Origin of the sequence: Roseivirga ehrenbergii (assembly GCF_001593005.1) — a bacterium.
GTDB lineage: Bacteria > Bacteroidota > Bacteroidia > Cytophagales > Cyclobacteriaceae > Roseivirga > Roseivirga ehrenbergii.
In genome coordinates this window covers 320,786-337,194 of the sequence record NZ_LQZQ01000045.1, presented here as the reverse complement: position 1 = coordinate 337,194, position 16,409 = coordinate 320,786, and the positions used below count along the sequence as shown (strand labels likewise).

Below are 16,409 nucleotides of genomic sequence, written 5' to 3'. Positions count from 1 at the left end.
AACTTTGTGTTTCCAATCGTAAGGGCACAAAATTAGGAGAATTTCAAAAAGGATTCTTAATGTCAAAAATAAAATATTACTACGACACCGAGACATGTAAATACGAGCGCATAAAGGTCAAAAAGCGCGATGTAGTTATTAACGCACTCGGCTTCCTATCTTTAGCTCTAATGCTCTCTGTGGGCATTATTGTGGTACTCGGTCAATATTTCGATTCTCCAAAAGAAGCTGCTTTAAAAGAAGAAAATAGCGAACTGAAACTCTATTATGACCTGATGAAAGATCAGGTAGATGGAATGGATGCCATGCTAGATGTACTTCAAGAGAAAGATGATAACGTTTACCGCGTGGTTTTTGAGGCTGAGCCTATTCCTGAAACAGTAAGAGAAGCAGGAACTGGTGGCGCATTGCGTTACCGTGAGCTTCTTGAGAGCGACATGGAAAATAAGAGCTTGGTGGTTAGCGCGTTAGAGAAAATAGATAACGTTAAAAAGAAGATGTACATCCAAACCAAGTCTTATGACGAGATTATGGCCCTTGCTTTGGATAAAGAACGTTTATACTCTTCAATGCCTGCCATACAGCCGGTTTCAAATAAAGATTTAAGAAGGTTTTCTTCGGGCTTTGGCTACCGAACCGATCCTATTTTTAAAGTAAAAAGAATGCATTACGGAGCTGACTTCTCTGCAGAACAAGGTACTCCTATTTATGCCACTGGCGATGGTGTGGTTTCTAAAACCATATCGAGCACAATTGGCTATGGCAAGCACATCATTATTGATCATGGTTTTGGGTACGAAACACTTTACGGACACATGAGTCGCTTTGCAGTTCGTCCGGGGCAAAAGGTGAAACGTGGTGAAGTGATCGGTTATGTTGGAAACTCAGGAAAGTCTACTGCGCCTCATTTGCATTATGAAGTACACATTAACGGAGTGGCTAAAGACCCTGTGAACTACTTCTTTAAAGATTTGAATGCCGCTGAGTATGAAGAGATTTTGAGACTTTCTTCTATAGAAAATCAGTCGCTAGGCTCATATTCTTACCGTTAAATTTAGGCCACTATTTCAAATTTAATTGGGTTTAAATATTCAATTCAAATTCCTTACATTTGAAATAGCGACCTTTTGTTTAGCTTAAAGTAATTCTTTTACTTCTTTTCATAACCCATTGATATGCCATACAAAGAGAAACCTATAGAAAAGAAATACTTCACAATTGGTGAAGTAGCCAAAGAGCTTGGCGTGGCTACTTCATTGATTAGATTTTGGGAAAGTCAGTTCACCTTTATCAGTCCGAAAAAGAACAAAAAAGGCAATCGAAAGTTCACTCAAGAAGATTTAAAAAAGATCAAGCTAGTTTACCATTTGGTGAAGGAGAAGGGCTATACCCTACAAGGTGCGCAAGAGCATATTAAAAACCATAAAGAAACGATAAGCACCGATGCCGAAATGATTACTTCTTTGAAGAAAATCCGTGGTTTCTTAGAAGAAATGAAAAGCCAACTGCCATGACTCAAGACAAGCTACACCAAGTAGCCTTGTCGCTTATTCCTAAAATTGGCCCTTCTCTATCAAGGCAACTCATTAACTATTTTTCTACCCCTCAGCAGGTGTTTAATGCTACCAAGGGCAAACTTTCAAAAATACCGGGCGTTGGCCCAAAGCTTTCTGCACTGATTCCAAACCAAAAGGAGCTTTTGGTAAAAGCAGAAAAGATCATTGAAGATTCCATCAAAAAAGGAATATCGATTCATTACTACAAAGAAGCGCACTACCCGAAAAGGTTAATGAACATATCTGACGCTCCCATTTTGTTGTATTCTATTGGTAAAGTAGACCTTAACCCACCACGAACCATTGGAATTGTTGGAACACGGAGGGCAACAAAGTATGGTTCACAAATCACTGAAGACATTGTAGCACAAATAAAACCGCAGGAAGCCACCATCATTTCAGGTTTGGCTTATGGCATTGATGTAAAAGCACACGAGTCCGCTTTGAAGCAGCAATTGCCTACCATTGGAGCTATGGCCTGTGGGTTAGATAAAATCTATCCTTCTGGAAACAGAAACACAGCCCTAAAAATGCTAGAGAATGGTGGTTTAGTAAGCGAATATCCTATTGGCACCGAAGCCGACCCTCGATTATTTCCTGCTAGAAATAGAGTAATTGCAGGCATGTCGGATGCGCTGATTGTAGTGGAAGCTGCCAAAAAAGGAGGCGCTTTAATTTCAGCGAATATTGCCGACAGCTATGACATACCTGTTTTTGCCGTACCTGGAGAAATTGGCAATACTTATTCCGAAGGCTGTAATTTATTGATCAGAAACATGAAGGCTGCCATTTTCACTTCTTTTCAAGACGTGGTGGAAGCGCTTAATTGGGATGTTCAGGAAAGTACGCAAGCCAAGACCCCAGAATTAAAGTACAAGGATTTACAAGGTGATGAAAAGACCATCGTTGAGGTTTTACTAAAAAACGGGCAACAAATGCACATTGATAAGCTCAGTTGGCAAAGTCAATTAAACATGAGCACATTGGCTTCTCTGCTATTACAAATGGAGTTTGCTGGCTACATTAAGCCTTTGCCGGGAAAAGAGTTTAGGTTGGTTTGAGCTTGATGACTTTAACTCTCAATTTGCAAACAAGACATTTTCAGTTAATGATAATTTTGATAAAATGGAGTTTTTAGGCAGAGTTGGTAAAAGGAAAATTTATTACCTACAAGTAAGAAGCCACCCTGAATGGGCTAACTCATTACCTAAAAATGACTGGATTGCATTTACTATAGCTCATAAAGAGGATGAAGAATTAATCCCACCAATTGTCAAAAAATGTATCGACAAAAATGTCTCTTACACATGTAGTTCAGGAGAACTAGCTGATCTAACTGAGGATTATTTTGACGAAGAAGTATTATGGCGGAGTATTGATGAAAATGAATTTGGCAATAATTCAATACTTATAACGACTGCACATCGAGACTTTGAAGAGGGCTTTTGGTTCTCATCTGCAGTTGCGCACGATGATAAATTTGATCTTAATCAGGTAGTTTGCATTGATGCAACTAAAAGGAACACGAAAGTGCTTCTAATCAAATTAATTGAAAAAATAAACAAAGGCTGGTTGCCACCTGAATCTTGGCTTTCGAACTAAAGGCCTACGCCTCGCAGTGACGATCCTAATTTATGCTTAGCGAGCTTTAGCGTTCTTTGCGGTTAACATAAAACTCAATCACCGCTGCCCTAAACCATAGCTCCCCTCCTCTAACAGGTTATACACCAAGTTGTGAATATTCGGACGCACATTCAGTTGATAGATTTTGCTGTTATTTCTTGTAGGATTGACTCTATTGGAAAGAAAGACGAATAAGAGCCCAGTGGCAGGGTCTGCCCAAACGAAAGTTCCTGTATAGCCTGTATGTCCAAAACTTGCTGGACTGGCGTGTTGCGCCACACTAGAAGCCGAGAAGCTGTAATCAATCAATGGCTTATCGAAGCCTAAACCTCTGCGGTTTCCGGTTTCGCAAAACTGACAATCGGTAAACTCCTTGATCGTAGCAGCGCTCAAGTATTCCTTTCCATCGTAAACTCCCCCATTTAAAAGCATTTGATACACTTTAGCTAAATCTCTGGCATTAGAGAATAGACCAGCATTGCCCGACACCCCCAACATCATGGCAGCTCCCTCGTCATGCACATCTCCATGCAATGCTTCCATTCTGAAAAAGTCATCTACTTCGGTAGGAACAATTCGATCTAAGGAAAACCTTTCCTTGGGCTTAAAACCTAAGGTTTCCGCCCCTAAAGGTTTATAAAAAGTGTTATTCAAGAATTCGTCAAAGGCTTCTCCAGACTCCCTTTCTACCAATTCGGGAAATAAATAAAAGGGCAAACCAGAGTAGAGATAGCTCTTATCATCGCTCACTTTCGATCGTTTAATCATTTTATAAATCTTCTTCTCTTTAAAATCCTTGTGTAGAAAAAGGCCTGTTTCAGAAATGCGATATGGAAATCTTCTTGAGGAATCCGATTTCACTGTATTCCACTTGTATTTGCCATTCTTGCGCTGCACCTCAGACCAATAGGGAATCCATGCTTTTAATCCTGCCTGATGCGCCAGAACATTCCGTATCGGTAAATCAGCCTTTTCGCCTGTGGCTATTTTGGGAAAGTAATGTCCGAAGGTTTCTTCCAAACCGAATTTCCCTTCATCATGAAGCTTCATAAGGGCCAAAGTAGCTGCGGTAGTTTTGGTTACGGAAGCTAAATCGTAGATATCGCTGTTTTTGACTTCGATGGACTGATCGTAAGTATGATAGCCAAACGACTTCTCGTAGAACACAATACCATCTTTGGCAATCAATAGCTGACAGCCAGGAAAAGCAGCAGAATCTAAAGCCTGTTGAATGATGGATTGGATACCTGCCTCCAAAGCAGCCGAATTGATCCCAACTTCTTCAGGTTTGCCATCAACTAATTTATTGAAAATGCTTTCAACCTTTACAGGCGTTTTCTCCTTTACCTGAAAGTCTGTTTGCCGAGCCATGGAAGAAAAAGAGGCCAGAACTAAACTGGTTAATAAAAAAATATTACGGATCATTTTCGAATATATCAAGCTTGAATACTTCATCAATTTATTGAAAGTTTAAGCTAAGCTGGAAACACTTTACTGGCCATCAACATAGCTTCCGAGAAGGCCTTTCGGCCTAAGCCTAACTCCACTTTTTGCTCATCAAAATAACGGACCAAAACTTCAGTATCGATATTACCCGTGAGTGCATCGGTAGCCATTGGGCAACCGCCAAAACCTTTCATGGCCGTGTCGAATCTGCGACAGCCCGCTTCGTAAGCAGAGCTCACTTTCTCAACAATCTTCTGAGGCGTAGAATGGAAATGCGCACCTATTTCTGTAGTTGGGTAGGCGGTTATACTATTTTTAAAAATATCTTTAATCAGTTGTGGTTCAGCTACTCCTATCGTATCAGATAAACTTATAATTTCAACTTTGAGTTGGACAAGCTTTTCCACAAACTCAGCTACAATCTCGGCATTAAAGGTTTCGCCATAAGGATTGCCGAAGCCCATAGAAATGTAAGTCACCAGTTTTTTGTTGTGTTTGATGCAGAGATTTTGGATGGCTTCCAACTGCACCAAAGCTTCAGCAATGGACTTATTTGTGTTCCGCATTTGGAACTGCTCCGAAATAGAAAGCGGGAATCCTAAGTAGGTGATTTCTTCGAAATTCACAGCGTCCTCCGCCCCTCTTGTATTGGCGATAATGGCCAGTAATTTCGACTTGGTAATTGACATATCCAACCGACTTAAAACTTCAGCCGTATCGCGCAATTGCGGAATGGCTTTAGGCGATACGAAACTTCCAAAGTCGATGGTATCGAAACCAACTTTGAGCAATTGATTAATGTAGGCCGCTTTGGTTTCTGTAGGTATAAAATCATGGAGGCCCTGCATGGCATCCCTTGGGCATTCAATTATTTTCATAAGTGTGAATTAACTTACTATTTAAGACAAATCATTCGGAAATTAAAGGATCACTTTATGAACCAACTCCATTCATTATGAATTTCGAGTTTAGCGATAAAATTAAAATCCCCCAAAATACACTCGATCACAGTCCTCTTCTACAGCAAGCCATCTATATGGCTTACATATAACGACTCATTTATGTGCTATAAGGAAGTTTTAATATCTTACATAAGATATATACGCAACTAGTTGCGTATAGTGATATGTTGTGTGTAATTTGAAGAAACCTAAAGAACTAACAATTCAATCAAAGACAAAGTGAGCATATTCTCTTATCATTTAATTGAACTTCCATTTTTTGAAGCAGTAAGGAGAATATTCTCAAGTCCAATTGCCAAAGACACTAAAGGACTTATCCATTCCGAATACATGACTGCAATGACCTTAGGGTCTCCCATCTTTTCGACTTCTCGAGTTTTAATAGGACAAGTAGCGGTCTTTATGCAATGGGAAAATGAAAATGCACTTGAAAGCTATTTGGAACAGGACAGTTTTGGAAGAACTTTAGCAAAAGGTTGGCATGTGCGTTTGTCGTTTGTCAGAGAATGGGGAAAGTTTAGCGGATTTAAATTACCAAATGATAAAGACCAATTAGAAGGTCCAAACTCTCCTGTTGTTACTGTTACGATAGCAAGAATGAAACCTTTAGCTGTTCCTAGATTTATTCATTGGGGAAGACCCGTTGAGAAGCTCGTTAGAGACCACCCAGGAACAACTCTCTCGCTAGCCTCAGTTAAGTTCCCTAACACAGTCTCGACCTTTTCAATTTGGAAATCTGAAAAAGAAATGACCGATATGGTGCATGGTCATAGTAAAGTTGAAAAACCAAAAAGGCATTCTAACGCAATGCAAGAAAGGGAAAGAAAAGACTTTCATTTTGAGTTTACCACACTTCGATTTAAGCCTTTAGCGGAGTTTGGAGAATGGAAAGGTCAATCGAATTTTATTCTAAAGAATTAACCCTTATTTGCGGAGATGGGAATAGCTAGGGAAAATCAAAGCATACAGGATTGGATTACTCAACAATGGGTTATACTATTTGGACAAAGAATTAACAATAAAAAACACCAATGGCTTTTAGGCCCATTTGGCGGGACAAAAGAAATCGGGATAAAATTCGTTGAGCAGTTAGCTAAAAATGAGAGTTTAGTAATTGATACACAGAGAAAAAACAAAGGACTACTTGATTCAATTCTAAATCTCGGACTGCCTGAAAATGAACTTAAAAGATTGTCTCCAAACGTAATTAACTTCTATGAAAGCACATCAAATTATGACCTGCTTCTAAAGGCAAAATGGAACCCATTTTTCAAAGTTTTCGGAATCGTAGTAAAAAGTGTTTTCAGTAAGAGAATTGAACAACTTAATGTCCCAATTGAAAACCTCAAAGATGCATCAGGACTAACGAATGAAATAATTAAACTAGTCGACACTAAGACAAATGAAGTTAAACGAACAATTTGGCTCAGGACTTTGAAATCGACAGGTCAAGTTGTTTACTCAGGAGTATATGAGACCTGCTCTTTACCAAACAAACAGATTTGTATCAAGGCCATTTTTCCTTTACCAAATGGAAACGCAACAGTGATATTGACTCCGAGTGTTGGCAGAAATGGAGAACTCATTTTAGATTCTTCGGGACAAAGAATTGGAAATAGTGGATTCTACTTCTTGCTTAGGGATTCTAAAGGACAATTATGGAGTAAATTTATCAAGTCCTTCAAAGACAAATTAGTCGTAAAAAGCATAAATGATAAAATTAGTGCGACACAGACCTTGACTTTATGGAATTTGAAAGTTCTCGAATTTGAATATGAAATAAAAAAAAACTACACACAACAAAATCTATAAGCAATAGTGCTCTTCGGGACACTGTGCATAGCCAAACCGTTAGCGGCAACCTAAAAAATCGAGACCATAGACAATGGCAACAGACGGAGTTAAAATAATTGACGGAGATTTAGCGAGAGATACATACGACCGAATCATGGACTTGTATGACAGTGATGCAAACATTGAAACCATAAGAAAGGAAGTTCCATTTGTAAAGGACGATTACGGACCTAACACCGACTTTTATTACGAAATTTTTGTGACAACTTACGCTTTGGCTTTTTGGGAAATCGGAGAAATAACAAATGAAATGCTCAATGAAGTAAAACGAGTTACTGACTTAAAAGCGGGGGTTAAAATTTGGACAGAAGAATGCGATGATAATGAAGGCAAGAAACGTCAAAACGAACTTGATAAGCTTTTAAAGAAAATATCCGAACCGAATCAAAAAATCAGAAAACGAAAAAAATATAAGCTAAGAAAGAACTTTTATTTTCAACCTGACGATATCTTGACTTTTCAACTTTCCGACAAAAACTACTACGCTGTAATTTGTGCCAAAGTAACTCAACAGCGTGGACAATGCACTTATGGCCTTGTAGCAACAACTTATAAAGGCAAAACAAAGCCGACAATTGATGAACTAAAAAATTACTCCATTGCTGGACTAAAAATTGGGTCTGGATACGACTCCAAAACAACTTTATCCGAACAACCCAACGTTGACGAAATTTGGCGATATACAAAGCAAGACAATTTCTTTTTTGGCCTTTCTTATCATTTAGTAACACACAGGGATATAATCACATTTAAGGACAAGTTTGAAGTTGTCGGCAAACTAAAGATAAAAGAGAGTTTTAAAAAAGATGGTGGATATGGTTATGAATCCTCATTTGACAGGTTTGAAAGTATATTCGATGACCTTGACAATCACATGAAAGTCTTTGGAGAACAAAAATTTCCAGTCACACTATTATGTGAGATTTGAAGAATAAAAAAAGGCAGCTGGTAACATCGGCTATACACCATTTCCAAAAAAAGCCCCCGATTTTCATCGAGGGCCAAACAACATAACCAAAATGAACGATGAACTATTTCATCATGCTCGGAGGCAAAATCACTTTATCAATTACATGCACTACTCCGTTGCTAGCTTTCACATCAGCAGCCACTACAGTAGCTCCACTAATCATTACTTTACCATTGGCCATCATCACTTTAACCTTCTCCCCTTGTACGGTAGCAGCTTCCTGACCATTGGAAAGGTCGGTTGACATTACTTTACCCGAAACAACGTGGTAGGTTAACACTGCTACTAGCTTATCCTTGTTTTCTGGCTTTAATAACATATCTAGCGTTCCGGCAGGCAAAGCGGCAAATGCGGCATCGGTTGGGGCAAAAACAGTGAAAGGACCAGTGCTTTTCAAAGTCTCAACCAAGCCAGCAGCTTTAACAGCGGCTACTAGCGTTTTTAGGTTGTCATTTCCTACTGCTAAATCAACAATGTCGTTAGATTGCGCTTTAACAACATTGATAGTAGCAAATAAAGCTACAACTGTACCTAAAATTAGATTTCTTAATTTTTGAGTTTTCATAATTAGAATGATTTGAACGTGTTTTAGTTTAAATTCACTCTAACTACGACCAAAGAGATGGCTATAGATTTTTGATGCCTAACTTTTTTTCAAAAAACCTCTGGCATAGGTTTGATCTACGGTAGCAACAGGTGTACCTCCCTCTTCTTCGAGCGTAATGGCAAAAGCTTGCACCTCTCCTTTGATCACTTTTAATTCTTGCACCAATTGGTTATGGTCAAAAATTCCGGCATCGATTGGAGCTTGCCCAGGTTTGATGGCCCAAAGCTGATATTGATGTCCTTTTGGTGGCTCAGGTAAATTATCTACACTGATAAATACAGCATTGGTGTTCTTATTCCAGAAAACATTGGCAAATGATTTTGGAGAGAGTTCAGAACCATCCAATCGCACATGTATATTATCATCATTCAAAAAATGAGCTACACGTAATTCGGCATAGTCTAATTCTTGTTGAGTAGACTCAATTTTATAAGCCATTTTTGAATTCTCTGCAGCAATTCTACGCACATCGTCTTTTGCGCTTTGCATTCTTAAAAAGAAATAAACATTGAATGCAATGCTCAAAAACAACAAAACAGCTGCCGCGGTTATCCATCTAGGAATTACTCTAATTTTCTTGATTTGAGTTTCAGGTTCGTCAATAGCCCTTAAAAAAGCTTCCTTTTCCTCGTCCCGAATGGTACTCGTTACCAAATCAAGTACGGCTGAATCTTCAGCACCCGCTTGACTATTGGCCAAACTGATAAGTACATTCCTTAATTCATCGAGTTCTGCGGCTATTTCTGGATAACGAACTGCCATTGCATCTACTTCCTGCATTTCCTCATCACTGAGCTCACCTGCCCAATAAGACTCCAAAATACCTGATGCTATGTACTCTTGAATATTCATTCTACTACTGACCTTAAATGTTGTAGCGCCATTCTAATGCGCGTTTTCACTGTTCCTAAAGGAATACTTAGTCGCTCAGAAATTTCTGGATGGCTGTATCCCTCAAAAAACGACATACTAATAAGCGTACGCTGTTTTTCGGGGAGTTGAAACATTAATTCTCTAACCGACTGATCATTTACCTCTGATTCGTTCCCAAACGTTTCCGAAACAAATACGAGGTCAACCGATTGTTCAGATTTTTGCCTTTGCTTAAAATCTTTAGACCTCGTCTTGTCGATTGCAGCGTTACGGCAGACTCTTACTAACCAAGTAAACAAACTTCCCTTTGAAGCATCGAAATTAGTAGAATTACGCCAAATTTTTAATAAAGCGTCTTGAAGTACATCTTTGGCGACATCCTCATACTTTACTATTCTTAAAATTACATTTAGCAAAATGGGCGAATAGTTTTGGTATATGAGCCGAACAGCTGTTCTATCACGGTCAGCCAATAGCATTGCTATCCTTTCTTCAATGGGCGTTTCTGATGTGAGATATTTGAGTTGAGTTGGCAAAATCAAGGATTATAGGGTTGAAACTAAAGTATAATGCAATTGTTTAGCCTCAGAAAAAATAAGTTAATAGGCTCAATTAATTCCTTCAAACAAACAGTTCAGTTCTAAGCGAATCAATTAATTTGCATTCATGAACTGGAATACCCTTCAATCTGCTCTTCAAGGCGAATTATTTACCGATACCACTACACGAAAACTTTATGCCACAGATGCTTCTGCTTATCGTGAGCTTCCCTTAGCAGTAGCTGTTCCTAAAGGCCAGAAAGACCTTATCACCCTAGTTAATTTTGCTCGGGAAAATAAAACAGGACTGATTCCAAGAACTGCCGGCACCTCATTAGCGGGTCAAGTAGTGGGCAATGGCATAGTAGTAGACCTGTCTAAACACTACGGCAAAGTATTAGAAGTAAATACTGAAGAAGGCTATGCATGGGTAGAACCTGGAATTGTTCGAGACGACCTGAACAAACACTTAGCGCAATATGGGGTGTTTTTCGCACCAGAAACCTCTACCGCCAATCGCGCCATGATTGGTGGAATGATTGGCAATAATTCTTGCGGTTCAAATTCAGTGGTGTACGGAAGTACTAGAGAGCATTTACTTGAAGTGAAAACCATTTTAGCCGATGGTAGTGAAGCCCATTTTGGCCCTGTGGAGGTAAATGAGTTAAAGCAGCAGAACAAATCGCTTCAGAGTAAAATCTATGCTGAAACACTCGAAATGTTGCAGCAACCCATTAACCAAAAGGAGATTATTGATGGCTTCCCCAAACCAGATGTACCCAGAAGAAACAACGGTTATGCGCTCGATATGCTTTTGCGGCAACAGCCATTTAGCGAAAACGGTAGCCCCTTTAACCTTAGCAGCTTAATAGCGGGATCGGAAGGTACCTTATGTTTTATTACCCAAGCCAAACTAAAGCTTACTCCACTCCCACCCAATCACAAACGTTTGGTCTGTATTCATTCCGAAACTATTGATGATTCCCTTCGGGCAAATTTGGTTGCGCTGAAATATGCACCTTCGGCTTGTGAGTTGATGGACCATTATATTTTGGAAGCCACCAAGCGAAACGCCATGTACAAGGCCAATCGCTTCTTTGTTCAAGGCGACCCACAGGCGATTTTGGTGGTGGAACTTAATGGAGAAACAGCGGATGAAGCCGATGCCAAAGTATTGACGCTTATTGAAGAGCTGAAAACTACTGGCCATGGCTATGCCTACCCTGTGGTAAAAGGTGATGCCATTAAACTGGTTTGGGATTTACGAAAAGCAGGTTTAGGACTGTTATCCAATATTCCAGGCGATGCCAAGCCTGCACCTGTGATTGAAGATACTGCTGTAGATGTTAAGGATTTGCCCGCCTACATTCGTGAGTTCAACCAAATTCTTGAGAAGTATGGACTGTTTGCCGTGCATTATGCGCATGCGGGTTCGGGAGAATTGCACTTGCGCCCTATTCTTAATTTAAAGACGGAAGAAGGCCAAAGACTCTTCCGCACCATTGCAGAAGAAATTGCCACTTTGGTAAAGAAATATAAAGGATCGCTTTCGGGTGAACACGGTGACGGGCGTTTGCGCGGTGAGTTTCTACCCCAAATGATTGGTGAGCATAATTACCAACTGGTAAAGCAAATGAAGCGCATTTGGGACCCAGAAAATATTTTCAATCCCAATAAGATTGTGGACACTCCTCCGATGGACACTTTCTTGCGCTACGAGAAAAATCAAATCACGCCTGAATTTGATACCGTTTTTGACTTTTCAGAACATGAAGGCATTTTGCGCTCCGCTGAATTGTGCAACGGTTCGGGTGACTGCCGAAAAACAGAATTAAGTGGCGGAACGATGTGCCCGAGTTACATGGCCACACGTGATGAAAAAGACACTACACGCGCCAGGGCCAATATGCTTCGCGAAATCCTTACCCATTCTACAGAGGCCAACCCCTTTGATAATCCAGAGATTAAGGAGGTAATGGACTTATGCCTGTCGTGCAAAGGCTGTTCTTCAGAATGTCCTTCTAATGTAGACATGGCCAAGCTAAAAGGAGAATGGCAGCATCAGTACCACAAAAGCAACGGAATTCCTTTTCGCACCAAACAGATTGCCCACTTTTCTAAAAGCATGAAACTGGCCAGCAAGGCACCTTGGGCTTATAATTTAGTGTTTGGAAATCGCCTTACAGGGAATATTGCCAAGTCGATTGCGGGCTTTGCGAAAGAACGAAGCATGCCCGCATTGGCCAAGCAGCCTTTGGCCCAGTGGTTGAAAAAGGAATTTAAGCCGAGAACCTCAAATCGTAAGGTCTATTTTTTCTGCGATGAGTTTACCAATTACAATGATGCTGAAATTGGAAAAACCACTGTGCTTCTGTTAAGCCAACTGGGCTATGAAGTTCTGTTTGTTCCTCATGCCGACTCTGGTCGTCCGCAGCTTTCTAAAGGCTTATTGGATGAAGCTAAAGTTTTGGCAGAACAGAACGTTGAACAATTCAGTGCGCTGATCGATGTTAATGCACCATTAATTGGCGTAGAACCCTCAGCCATTCTGACCTTTAGAGATGAATACATCAGCCTAACGCGGGGCGAAATGCAGGAAAAAGCAAAGGTACTTTCAGCACATGTATTTACCATTGAAGAGTTTTTGGCACAAGAAATTGACAAAGGGAATATTACTTCCGAGCAGTTTGGCACCGAAACCAAATTGATTAAAGTACATGGTCATTGCCACCAAAAGTCGCTTTCGTCTATGGTACCCACCAAGAAAATGCTTTCGTTACCCAAGAACTTTACCGTGCATATGATTGCTTCGGGCTGTTGTGGTATGGCCGGATCGTTTGGTTATGAAAAGGAGCATTATGAGGTGTCTATGAAAATTGGCGAATTGGTGCTCTTCCCTACCGTGCGCCAGCAACCTAAAGAAGTCATTATTGCTGCTGCAGGAACAAGTTGCCGTCATCAAATCAAAGACGGTACGAGTAGAATTGCCAAACATCCGGTGGAAGTGTTGTGGGAGGCCGTTATTTAAACAATAAAACTATGATTAAGAAAACACTCTCTCTGATCGCCTTTTGTCTATTCGCTTTCTCATGTCAAAATGATTCGGCAAGTAAACCCTTATCGCTACTAGATATTACAAACCAACAAGCACTAGATTACTTATTAAACAAACAACAAGTCACTGGCCATATTGATTTTGTTAGGGAGCCAATCGAAGCACTGAAAAAAGCCCGAGAATTAGGTAAAGCAGCCATCATTTATGGTGATTATAACGATTATAAGAACCAATTGAGTTTGATTGTAGAACAGGTCCGAAAATTAAACCCTTCCCTAAGCAAGGATTTAACCTTTTTTGACGCCAAAGTTACAGACCACGAATCATTATTTATTAAGGAGAATCTACTGATAGCGAAGACGAGCCAAATATTAATGGATTATTTTTTACTATCAGATATGGCCTTTGCCCAAGTGAATTTTGGTTCAAATGGTTTACAAAAAGGAAAAGCTACAAGCGGAAGAGTTTATCTATCCGTAGGATTATCTACCTTAAAAAATCTTGTGGAGTTTGATATTATAGATCAAGACACCAAAGAAATTGAAGAACATATTAATTCAGAGACAAATATTCTATTTGACTACACACCAAAATCTAAAGGCACTAAAATAATAAGAGGTATTATAACTACAATGCAAGGCGGAGTAGTTCAAGAGATTCAAATAGAGGACTCTATTGAAGTGAAGTAAAATGAATATTCTTCTATTGCCTTGATGTAGCCTCATTACAAAAAATCCGAAGATGTGTTATTAGTTTCTTTGCTGCACTCAGGAGAAAACTAGGTTTAATCAGTTTCCAGAATCACTAGAGTCTCTGTACATAAGGGGATGAACTTGCCGATTTAGTTAATTATGTCAGTCATCCGTCTGTTTCTTTCCCTGAGAGAAACGAAGGGTCTATCACTGCGTAAAGTAAGAAAGCATTATATTCTGCTTACCTCAATTTCTTCGCTACGTAAAAGGCCTTGGCCTTGTAAGCACCTTTACAAAATATTTTTATTCCTCTCCAACCTTGTATTTCGATTTTGGGTCTAGGGATCATTGTTAGTTTATTTTTCAAGAATTAACAGGTCGAAAACTCAAAATTTAATTTTTATGCATACCACTAAATGGTCATTTAGGCTGATGCTTTTATTTACGCTAGCCTTCATTTCATCCTGCTCACCAGATGATAGTGCGGTACCCGACAAGCGTTTATTACCAGAAACCTATTCGGAGCTGAACTATAGTCGAACACTTTATTTTGATAGCCAGTATAGGTTGATCAGAATTTACATGGTTTCCAAATACTCAGATGAAAGCTGGGGGGAATCTACTCAAATTTACTTCTACAATGATGAAGGTGTATTAACAGAATCTCATGTTGACAATGGTTGGAGAATGCTTTATACCTACGATGGCGATAGGATTGTAAGGACTGATGAATACGTATTCTCTACACACAATCAATTCCATACTTTTGAATACAATGAACAAGGAAGACTGTCCAAGTCTACTACATATCAAGATATTCCAGAAGAAGGTGGTGTAATTCCTGTAAGCGGAGAAAGCTACGATTACGATGCAAATGGTAATATTACCGAACAACGTCTGTACTATTATACTACCAATGGAGCTGAAGCCAAACTGCTCACCACCTTCTCTTATAGTGGGTATGATGACAGAATCAATGGAGACAATATGTTCTCAATTCATCCATTCAACCCATTTATAAAGTTGAGTGAGAATAATCCTGGTCAAATGCTAATAAAAAACAACAAGGGTGAAGTATCTAGCACAAACACCTACACTTACCAATATCATAAAAAGGGGCATCCTGTGAAGAAGATTACTCACATAGAGTTATACAATGGGCAAGTCAATGATTATGTAAGTACCTATAAGTTCAAAGATTAAAATCAGCTCGCTCTACTATTGTTAAAAAAAAATCGAGGGTAAGCGCTAAATGATTTGTAACAAAAATGCCCTTGCTGATCAAAATCAACAAGGGCATTTTTAAAATAGAGTTAATTATTTTTTCGCTGTAGGAAATTTGGCCATAATAGCTTTTACTCCTTTTTTGATTCTTTCTTCTGCGTCCTTAGGCGGAACGTCATTGAGGGTTTTACTGCCAATGCCCTGCCAAACCAAAAGCTCTTTTTGATTATCTACCATATGAATCACGATACTACCTTGGTTAAAAGTATAAGACTCCACCTGATAGTCTGACCAATATTTCACATTGTAGGGGTAATCGTTATGCGTCAGAGAACTTATTTTCTGATCTATGACAATATGAAAATCAAGTACTAAATCAGGCGTTCCTGTTGTTTTCTCAATGCCCAGTATCTCCATTTCAGCTTCTACCGCCTCCATAATTCGCTTACGATTGAGCTCATTATCAAACATTGGATTCGATTTACCAGGTTTTTCTTGACCTTCTGCCCATGCAAAACTTTCATACTGAGTAAAGTCAATGTCCTTTTCTTGGTCGGAGGTTACATATAGTTTTTCTGAGCAACTAAGTGCCAGAAAACAGAGTAAAAACAGGGGTAAAATCTTCTTCATGTCTATTTTATTTAAAACAAATGTACCTTGATTATTCTACTCGCCTAATGACCGGAGTCAATGAATAACCTGACTTAAGTCAGGTTAGTATTTGGAGTATAAGCGAGCCTAACGGTACCGTATTTTGAACGTACCGTTCTAATACCTTCGTGACCTTTGCTACTTAACGTTTCTTTCTGTGGTTCTGAATCTACTGTCTCTACTGTCGCAGGTTCTCCGAACCTGTGACTACTTATTGATCAAGAACTGCACTCGTTATTTTAAACATGGTGTTTTTTTAGACCCTTCGTACCTCAGGGAAGGAAAACAAGCGTTTTCGCTTTGCTGATCTTCAACACTTGAATATTCACATGGCATTTTGGGGTATTTAATTCGGTA

Annotated in this window: 16 protein-coding genes; 10 read left to right on the top strand and 6 right to left on the bottom strand. The window is 39.4% G+C overall.

Features of this window, described 5'->3' with window-relative positions; all coding sequences use genetic code 11:
* Positions 1-59 precede the first annotated feature (59 nt).
* From MB14_RS11760 to MB14_RS11745, 4 genes are all read left to right on the top strand, one after another.
* The gene (locus MB14_RS11760; RefSeq protein ID WP_062591797.1) at positions 60-1,052 is read left to right on the top strand and encodes a M23 family metallopeptidase; all 993 of its coding nucleotides are present in this window, start codon (positions 60-62) and stop codon (positions 1,050-1,052) included.
* A gap of 123 nt (positions 1,053-1,175) precedes the next feature.
* Complete coding sequence (locus tag MB14_RS11755) at positions 1,176-1,514, top strand: MerR family transcriptional regulator (RefSeq protein WP_053224189.1); 339 nt, start codon at positions 1,176-1,178, stop codon at positions 1,512-1,514.
* Complete coding sequence (gene dprA, locus MB14_RS11750; RefSeq protein WP_062591795.1) at positions 1,511-2,617, top strand: DNA-processing protein DprA; 1,107 nt, start codon at positions 1,511-1,513, stop codon at positions 2,615-2,617. Before MB14_RS11755 ends, dprA begins: the two co-directional genes overlap by 4 nt.
* Positions 2,568-3,158, top strand: a complete 591-nt coding sequence (locus MB14_RS11745; RefSeq protein ID WP_246032581.1) for a DUF7684 family protein — start codon at positions 2,568-2,570, stop codon at positions 3,156-3,158. Before dprA ends, MB14_RS11745 begins: the two co-directional genes overlap by 50 nt.
* Positions 3,159-3,236: 78 nt before the next feature.
* On the opposite strand, the gene MB14_RS11740 is transcribed toward MB14_RS11745, so the two are convergent.
* Positions 3,237-4,604 carry a serine hydrolase domain-containing protein gene (locus MB14_RS11740; protein WP_157716585.1) on the bottom strand — a complete coding sequence of 456 codons (1,368 nt, stop codon included), beginning with the start codon at positions 4,602-4,604 and terminating at the stop codon, positions 3,237-3,239.
* A gap of 50 nt (positions 4,605-4,654) precedes the next feature.
* A complete protein-coding gene (locus tag MB14_RS11735; protein WP_062591792.1) occupies positions 4,655-5,503 on the bottom strand; it encodes a hydroxymethylglutaryl-CoA lyase in 849 nt (282 codons plus the stop codon).
* 303 nt (positions 5,504-5,806) lie between these two features.
* Between MB14_RS11735 and MB14_RS11730 the strand changes: the two genes are divergently transcribed.
* The 3 genes from MB14_RS11730 (at position 5,807) to MB14_RS11720 (ending at position 8,369) form a co-directional block, all read left to right on the top strand.
* Positions 5,807-6,508, top strand: a complete 702-nt coding sequence (locus MB14_RS11730; RefSeq protein WP_062591790.1) for a hypothetical protein — start codon at positions 5,807-5,809, stop codon at positions 6,506-6,508.
* 15 nt (positions 6,509-6,523) lie between these two features.
* The gene (locus MB14_RS11725) at positions 6,524-7,399 is read left to right on the top strand and encodes a hypothetical protein (protein WP_062591789.1); all 876 of its coding nucleotides are present in this window, start codon (positions 6,524-6,526) and stop codon (positions 7,397-7,399) included.
* Positions 7,400-7,472: 73 nt separating this feature from the next.
* Complete coding sequence (locus tag MB14_RS11720) at positions 7,473-8,369, top strand: hypothetical protein (protein ID WP_062591788.1); 897 nt, start codon at positions 7,473-7,475, stop codon at positions 8,367-8,369.
* Between the two features lie 103 nt (positions 8,370-8,472).
* On the opposite strand, the gene MB14_RS11715 is transcribed toward MB14_RS11720, so the two are convergent.
* The 3 genes from MB14_RS11715 to MB14_RS11705 all read right to left on the bottom strand — a co-directional run bounded on the left by MB14_RS11715 (position 8,473) and on the right by MB14_RS11705 (position 10,427).
* On the bottom strand, positions 8,473-8,976 hold the full coding sequence (locus MB14_RS11715; RefSeq protein ID WP_062591787.1) for a fasciclin domain-containing protein: 504 nt from the start codon (positions 8,974-8,976) through the stop codon (positions 8,473-8,475).
* Positions 8,977-9,054: 78 nt separating this feature from the next.
* Positions 9,055-9,870 (bottom strand): anti-sigma factor, encoded by an 816-nt coding sequence (locus MB14_RS11710; RefSeq protein WP_062591785.1) that lies wholly within the window; start codon positions 9,868-9,870, stop codon positions 9,055-9,057.
* Positions 9,867-10,427 (bottom strand): RNA polymerase sigma factor, encoded by a 561-nt coding sequence (locus MB14_RS11705; RefSeq protein ID WP_132644000.1) that lies wholly within the window; start codon positions 10,425-10,427, stop codon positions 9,867-9,869. The genes MB14_RS11710 and MB14_RS11705 overlap by 4 nt, the downstream gene beginning before the upstream one ends.
* A 130-nt stretch (positions 10,428-10,557) precedes the next feature.
* Here MB14_RS11705 and MB14_RS11700 point away from each other — a divergent pair, with 130 nt between their 5' ends.
* The 3 genes from MB14_RS11700 (at position 10,558) to MB14_RS11690 (ending at position 15,380) form a co-directional block, all read left to right on the top strand.
* Positions 10,558-13,458 (top strand): FAD-binding and (Fe-S)-binding domain-containing protein, encoded by a 2,901-nt coding sequence (locus tag MB14_RS11700; RefSeq protein WP_062591783.1) that lies wholly within the window; start codon positions 10,558-10,560, stop codon positions 13,456-13,458.
* Between the two features lie 11 nt (positions 13,459-13,469).
* Positions 13,470-14,174, top strand: a complete 705-nt coding sequence (locus MB14_RS11695; RefSeq protein ID WP_062591781.1) for a hypothetical protein — start codon at positions 13,470-13,472, stop codon at positions 14,172-14,174.
* A gap of 405 nt (positions 14,175-14,579) precedes the next feature.
* On the top strand, positions 14,580-15,380 hold the full coding sequence (locus MB14_RS11690) for a hypothetical protein (RefSeq protein ID WP_132644001.1): 801 nt from the start codon (positions 14,580-14,582) through the stop codon (positions 15,378-15,380).
* 114 nt (positions 15,381-15,494) lie between these two features.
* Here the strand turns inward: MB14_RS11690 and MB14_RS11685 are convergent, their stop codons facing one another.
* The gene (locus MB14_RS11685) at positions 15,495-16,031 is read right to left on the bottom strand and encodes a DUF4136 domain-containing protein (RefSeq protein ID WP_062591777.1); all 537 of its coding nucleotides are present in this window, start codon (positions 16,029-16,031) and stop codon (positions 15,495-15,497) included.
* Positions 16,032-16,409: the final 378 nt, after the last annotated feature.

Excerpts from the sequence above, each read along its gene's own strand:
- MB14_RS11715 (WP_062591787.1), bottom strand. The coding sequence starts at position 8,976 with ATGAAAACTCAAAAATTAAGAAATCTAATTTTAGGTACAGTTGTAGCT.
- MB14_RS11700 (WP_062591783.1), top strand. The coding sequence starts at position 10,558 with ATGAACTGGAATACCCTTCAATCTGCTCTTCAAGGCGAATTATTTACC.
- MB14_RS11755 (WP_053224189.1), top strand. The coding sequence starts at position 1,176 with ATGCCATACAAAGAGAAACCTATAGAAAAGAAATACTTCACAATTGGT.
- MB14_RS11720 (WP_062591788.1), top strand. The coding sequence starts at position 7,473 with ATGGCAACAGACGGAGTTAAAATAATTGACGGAGATTTAGCGAGAGAT.
- MB14_RS11740 (WP_157716585.1), bottom strand. The coding sequence starts at position 4,604 with ATGATCCGTAATATTTTTTTATTAACCAGTTTAGTTCTGGCCTCTTTT.
- MB14_RS11710 (WP_062591785.1), bottom strand. The coding sequence starts at position 9,870 with ATGAATATTCAAGAGTACATAGCATCAGGTATTTTGGAGTCTTATTGG.
- MB14_RS11695 (WP_062591781.1), top strand. The coding sequence starts at position 13,470 with ATGATTAAGAAAACACTCTCTCTGATCGCCTTTTGTCTATTCGCTTTC.
- MB14_RS11685 (WP_062591777.1), bottom strand. The coding sequence starts at position 16,031 with ATGAAGAAGATTTTACCCCTGTTTTTACTCTGTTTTCTGGCACTTAGT.
- MB14_RS11760 (WP_062591797.1), top strand. The coding sequence starts at position 60 with ATGTCAAAAATAAAATATTACTACGACACCGAGACATGTAAATACGAG.
- dprA (WP_062591795.1), top strand. The coding sequence starts at position 1,511 with ATGACTCAAGACAAGCTACACCAAGTAGCCTTGTCGCTTATTCCTAAA.
- MB14_RS11690 (WP_132644001.1), top strand. The coding sequence starts at position 14,580 with ATGCATACCACTAAATGGTCATTTAGGCTGATGCTTTTATTTACGCTA.
- MB14_RS11725 (WP_062591789.1), top strand. The coding sequence starts at position 6,524 with ATGGGAATAGCTAGGGAAAATCAAAGCATACAGGATTGGATTACTCAA.
- MB14_RS11735 (WP_062591792.1), bottom strand. The coding sequence starts at position 5,503 with ATGAAAATAATTGAATGCCCAAGGGATGCCATGCAGGGCCTCCATGAT.